The sequence below is a fragment of the Micromonospora sp. I033 genome (genome assembly GCF_053890995.1).
On record NZ_JBSSLX010000293.1, the window covers coordinates 1 to 5,713 of the forward strand.

Genomic DNA, 5,713 nt, shown 5'->3' on the forward strand with positions numbered 1-5,713 from the left:
GACCCAGGGGCCCACGCCGGCCGCCGGCAGCTCGGCGGCGGGTTCGTCGGCGGTCGGCAGCCCCTCGATGGCGGCGGCGAACTCGCCCACCGTGGCGTTCGCCAGGGACAGCGGGGTGGCGGGTAGCGCCCGGCCCAGCTCCCCGGCGATCTCGGCGGCGAGCTGCCCGACCCGGATCGAGTTCAGGTGCAGGTCGGCGAGGAGGCGGGTGCCCGGACCGACCTCGGCGGCGGGCAGTTCGGCCAGGTCGGCCACCCGGGCGGCGACCAGCTCGGCGGTGCCCCGGCCGTCGGCCGGGCGGGCCGCCGGTGCCGGCCGGGGGCGCGGGTCCGGCGTCGCGGCCCGGTGCGCTGGCAGGGCCACCGCCGGCGGCTCCTGCTCGCACGGGTTGACCAGGAACGCCCGCTCCCGGTCCAGGTCGAACGGGCGGGTGAACCGCCGGGCGAAGAAGGGGGTCACGTCGTCGACCGCGCCGGCGGCGAAGAGCGCCGCGGTCCCGGCGGCCACGCCGGCTCCGTCCGCCGCGCCGGCGTCCAGGCTGACCGCGGTACGCCCGGCCGCCTCGGCCAGCGCCGCGAGCATCCGGCCGGGACCGACCTCGACCAGCAGGTCGGCGTCGAGGAGGCGGAGCGCCTCGCGGAACCGGACCGGGCCGGTGAGCTGCCGGACCAGCACCTCCACCGGGTCGTCGTCGCCCCACCACGCCCCGGTGACCGTGGACGCCACCGGCCGCGCCGGCCGCCGCCACGGGATCCGCGCGGCCGTCGCGCGGAGCGCCTCGGCGGCCGGGGCCATCAGCGGCGAGTGGAAGGCGTGCGAGACGGGCAGCGGCGTCGCCTCGATCCCGGCGCGCCGGGCGGCCGCGGCGACCCGGTCCAGCTCCGGCCGGGCGCCGGCCACCACCACGTGCCGCTCGCCGTTGTCGGCGGCCACCACCGCGCCGGTGCCGTCGGCCAGCTCCCGGGCGGTTTCCAGGTCGGCCCGGAGCGACAGCATCCCCGAGGGCACCTCGGTCGCCGAGGACATCGCCACGCCGCGCGCCCGGGCGAGGGCGAGGGTGTCCCCGGCGTCCACGGCGCCCGCCCAGCTCAGCGCGGCCAGCTCACCGAGGCTGTGGCCCACCGCACCGACCGGTCGGGCGCCGAGCCGCTCCAGCCAGCGGATCCCGGCCAGGCTGTCGGCGACGATGGCCGGCTGGGCGACCGCCGTGTCGACCGGCTCCGCCGGCGCGGGTTGCGCCTGGTCCGGAGCGCCGTCCGGCGCCGAATCGCGGCCGGAGCCGGTCCCCGTGTCCGCGTCGTCGAGGAGGTGGCCCAGCGCGCCCCGGTCGGTGTGCACCGGTGCGGCCTGGCCGGGAAAGAGCAGCCCCACCCGCAGCGGCTCCCCCACCACCAGGAACACCCCGCGACCCGGGTCGAGCAGGCGCCGGCCACCCCCGGCCAGGTGCCCGAGCGCCCGGTCGACGGCGGTGACCAGCCCGTCGGCGTCACGGACGGCGGCGGCGAACCGGGCCGGCGCGTCCGCGCGGTGGCCGGCGGCGAGACCGGCGGCGAGGTCGGTCAGCTCGGGGCGGGACAGCGCGGTCGCCGCCGCCCGGAGCCGGGTGAGCAGCCCGGTCAGCGCGGCCGCGTCCGGCGCGCCGCAGACCACCAGCTCGTGGTCCGGATGCGGCCGGCTCAACCGCCGCACGTGCGCGCTGAGCGGCCGGGGCGCCGACGGAGCCGTCCCGCCGAGCACCACGTGCGTGTTGATGCCGCCGAAGCCCATCGCGCTGACCGAGGCGTACCGCTCGCCGGCCTGCCAGGGCCGGGCCGCGTCGGTGACCCGCAGCGCGCCGCCCTCGGCGAGCAGCGGGTGCGGCCGGCGGCAGCCGGTGGTCGGCGGCAGCACCTCCCGGTGCACGGCCAGCACCGCCTTGATCAGCCCGGCCACCCCGGCCGCCGCCTTGGTGTGCCCGATGTTCGCCTTGATGCTGCCCAGCACCGCCGGGGGCGCGGCCGGCCCGCGCACGCCGAGCAGCGCCCGCAGTTCCGCCTCGTCGCCGACGGCGGTGCCGGTGCCGTGCCCCTCCACCAGCCCGACCGCGCCGGGCTCGATGCCGGCCCGGTCGTACGCCCGGCGCAGCGCCAGCCGCTGGCCGCTCTCCTCCGGCCGGGTCAGCCCACCGCTGCCGTCCGACGAGGACGCCCAGCCGAGCAGCCGCCCGTACGGGCGCAGCCCCCGCTCCAGCGCGTACCCGGCCCGGGCGAGCACCACCACGCCGCAGCCCTCGCCGGGCAGGAACCCGGTGGGCCGGGCGTCGTACACCCGCATCTCGTCCCCGGCCAGCGCGCCGACCCGGGAGAACCCGACCAGCTCCAGCGGATCGAGGCTGAGGTCCACCCCGCCGGCCAGCGCCACGTCGAGCTGGCCGCCGGCCACCGCCTCCGCCGCGGTGATCACCGCGAGCAGCGACGACGCGCAGGCACCGTCCACGGTGTAGCCGGTGCCGTGGAAGTCGAACTGGTTGCAGATCCGCCCGGCGATGGTGTTGGCCAGCGCGCCGGCCAGGGTCTCGTCGCCGGGCACCGGGAACGGCGCCTTGAACCGCTCCTCGACCCGGTCCAGCAGCGCCGCGACCTCGTCGGTGGCGAGCCCTCCGTCGACGAGGCCGGCGGCCACCGCCCGGCGCACGTACGGCCAGCGGATCCGCATCGCGGCGGCCCGGGAGAACTCGCCGGTCAGCGAGTTGCCGATGACCACGCCGACCCGGGACCGGTCGGTGCCGATCCCCTCCGGCAGGCCGGCGTCGACCAGGGCGTCCGCGGCGGTCTCCAGCGCCAGCCAGTGGGACAGGTCCACGGCCCGGAAGGTGCTGCCCGGGATCCGGAAGCGGGCCCGGTCGAAGCGCCACCCGTCCAGCACGGCGGCCCGGCGGACCGTGGTCTGGTCGGGGCCGTCGCCGCCGTAGTCGGCCAGCGGCAGCCGGCCGGCCGGCAGCGGGCGGAACGCCTGCCGTCGGTTGAGGACGTTCTCCCACAGCTGGGCCGGGTTGTCCGCCGCCGGGTAGCGGCAGGCCAGGCCCACGATCACCACGTCGTCGTCGACCATCACGGTCTCCTTGCTCGTACGAAAGGGGTGGGTCACCTGGCGGCGGGCACCGGCACCTGACCCACGTCGGCGGGGGCGGCGTCGGCCCTCAGGGTCCCGGCGGGCCGGTCCGCGCCCGGCACGGGGGCGCCGTCGGCGCGGTCGCGCAGGTTGGCGCCGAGGATCACCAGGGCGCGCAGCCCGCAGACGATGACCAGCGCGAAGAACAGGCCGAAGGTGATGTGGGCGAGCACCAGCAGCCCGTAGACGGCCGCCGTGGCCAGGCCGAACAGCACCTGCCGGCGCGGGGCGGCCGGCGTCGTCCCCGGGTCGGTGATCATGTAGTTGGTGAAGAGGATGAACGCGATCCCGGTCATCGGCAGCAGCGCGGCGGCCAGGTGCGCGTCGAAGAACGCCGAGCGGAGCACCGCCTGGAGGACGAAGCCGCCGACCCAGCCCAGGATCAGCGGCAGCCGTCGGGTCAGTTTGCCGTTGAGCATGGTGCCGGCGGCCAGGATGGCCAGCGGGATCACCACGTCGACCGGCCCGTCCACGTCCTCGCTGAAGTGGTAGGGCGGGGCGATGCTGACCCAGCTGAACAGGATCAGCGTCACGCTGATGCCGAAGTTGCTCGGGTTGAGCACGTGCCGCAGGCTGCCGCGGACCCGCAGCCGGATCACGTACTTGCTGCTCACCGCGACCGCGGCGGCGAACATGGTGGGCGCCAGGCTCTGGTTGCCGTAGAGCAGCATGGCGCAGGCCAGGCCGGCGATGTGCGCGGGCAGCAGGAAGTTCAGCAGCGCCACCGGCCCGCCCCGGTAGCGCTCGCGGCGCCCGGTGGCGCGCGCCTCGACGGTTTCCAGCAGCAGGTCCACGGCGTACGCGGTGAGCACCGCCACGACCGGCGTGACGTACGCCTGCTCGAAGCCGAGCAGCAGGTGCCCGACGATGTTGAAGACGGTGATGGAGAGCGCGAACCGGCGCAGCGCCTTGATCCGGGGGTCCGGTCGGTTCGCCGTACGGGGAGTGGCCTGTTCGGACACGGTCGACCTCCTGGGGCTCGACGGTCGGCTACGCGGTCGGGGCGAGCACGAGGCTGTGCCACCCGGGGTTCAGGGACCTGGTCAGGGCGTGCTGGCCGGCGGCGTCGCGCCAGGTCACCGTGACGGTGGCCGGGCCGGACGAGTCGCCGAGCCCGAAGAGCAGGTCGGGGGAGTTGCCGCCGGTGTGGCCGTTGGCGGGGTAGAGCTGGGCGGTCAGCGGGGTGCCGTCGGCCTTCCGCACCTGCACCGTCGCGCCGACCGCGGGCCGGGGCTTCCCGCCCGGGACGGCGGCCGGCAGCAGCAGTCGCAGGCCGAGGTGGGTGCGGGCCGGGCCGGTGTTGTGCAGGAACTGCGACCGGGCCCACTGGTTGGCCACCACCAGGTCGAGCCGCCCGTCGTGGTCGACGTCGCCGACGGCCAGGCCGCGGGTGGTGGCGTGCTGCCGGAAGGCGAGCCGGTCGGAGACGTCCACGTACCGGCCGTCGTCGCCCCGGACGAAGAACGGGTTGCGCTGGTGCCCGGCGATGTCGTCGCCGTCGCGGAAGTTCGGCCAGGCGTACGGGTACTGGAGGAACACGTCGTTGCCCATGGCCAGCTCCTGGAGCTCGGCCCAGCGGTTCACCCGGCCGCGCAGGAAGCCCAGCGCCTGGACGATCTCGTCGGTGCCGTCGCCGTCGAAGTCCGCCACCTTGATGTCCCAGGCCCAGCCGGTGCGGGCCAGGCCCAGCCGCTGGCTCTCGTCCCGGTAGGGGGCGTGGTCGGTGAGCGGGGCGGCGTCGGTGCTGACGAACGCGAAGTTGCTCTCCTGGAGCGCGTACGGGGTGGTGATGTTGCTGACCAGGATGTCCGGCCGCAGGTCGGCGTTGAGGTCGGTGAAGGTGACGCCCATGCTCTTGAACGAGTCGTTGCCGAGCACCTTGGACTTCGGCATGTCCGCCTCGCGCCGCCCCGGCAGTTCGGTGAACCGGATCCGGCCGGGCCGCGAGACGTTGTGCAGCAGGTAGTCCCGGCCGAAGTCGTTTGCCACGTACACCTCGGGCAGGCTGTCGCCGTCCAGGTCCTGCCCGCCGATGGCCAGGGTCCAGGAGCGGGCCTGCTCGTCGGTGAGCGCCGCGGAGGCGTCCGCGTACGCCGGGCGGGCCGGGCCGCCGGCGACCGGGGTGAGCCCGGTGAAGCGCAGGATCCGGTTGCGCCCGCCGTTGCGGGCCCAGGACATCGAGTCCTGCATCCGCATCCGCGGGTCGTCCTTCGCGGCCGGGTCGAGAACCCGCGCCCCGTCCGGGAAGTAGTTGCCGACCACGATGTCGAGGTGGCCGTCGCCGTCCAGGTCGAGCACGTTGGCGGTGGTGCTGTTCCACAGCTCGGTGGGTCGGTCGGTGACGTCGGCGGCGGTGAACGCGGCCGGTCCGAACGGCACGTCGGCGCGTTGCAGCCAGGCCAGCGGCGCCCGGCCCCAGTAGTAGACCAGCACGTCGAGCCGGCCGTCCTCGTTCAGGTCGGCGGTCGCGCAGCCCATCGGCGCGGTGATCCGCGCGTCGTACGGCACGCCGGCGGGGGGCAGGGGGAAGGCGGGGTAGCGGCTGTCCCTTATACACCTTCGC

At 76.1% G+C, this 5,713-nt stretch carries 3 protein-coding genes; all 3 read right to left on the reverse strand.

What is annotated here, in order from left to right:
- Window positions 1-3,090, reverse strand: a 3,090-nt coding sequence (locus ACW0Q9_RS28645; protein ID WP_456186574.1) for a beta-ketoacyl synthase N-terminal-like domain-containing protein, incomplete at its 3' end; no start/stop codon positions are given.
- Window positions 3,091-3,122: 32 nt separating this feature from the next.
- On the reverse strand, window positions 3,123-4,112 hold the full coding sequence (locus ACW0Q9_RS28650; RefSeq protein ID WP_456186576.1) for an enediyne biosynthesis protein UnbU: 990 nt from the start codon (window positions 4,110-4,112) through the stop codon (window positions 3,123-3,125).
- Between the two features lie 28 nt (window positions 4,113-4,140).
- The coding region (locus ACW0Q9_RS28655; RefSeq protein ID WP_456186578.1) for a CRTAC1 family protein at window positions 4,141-5,713 on the reverse strand (1,573 nt) is incomplete at its 5' end.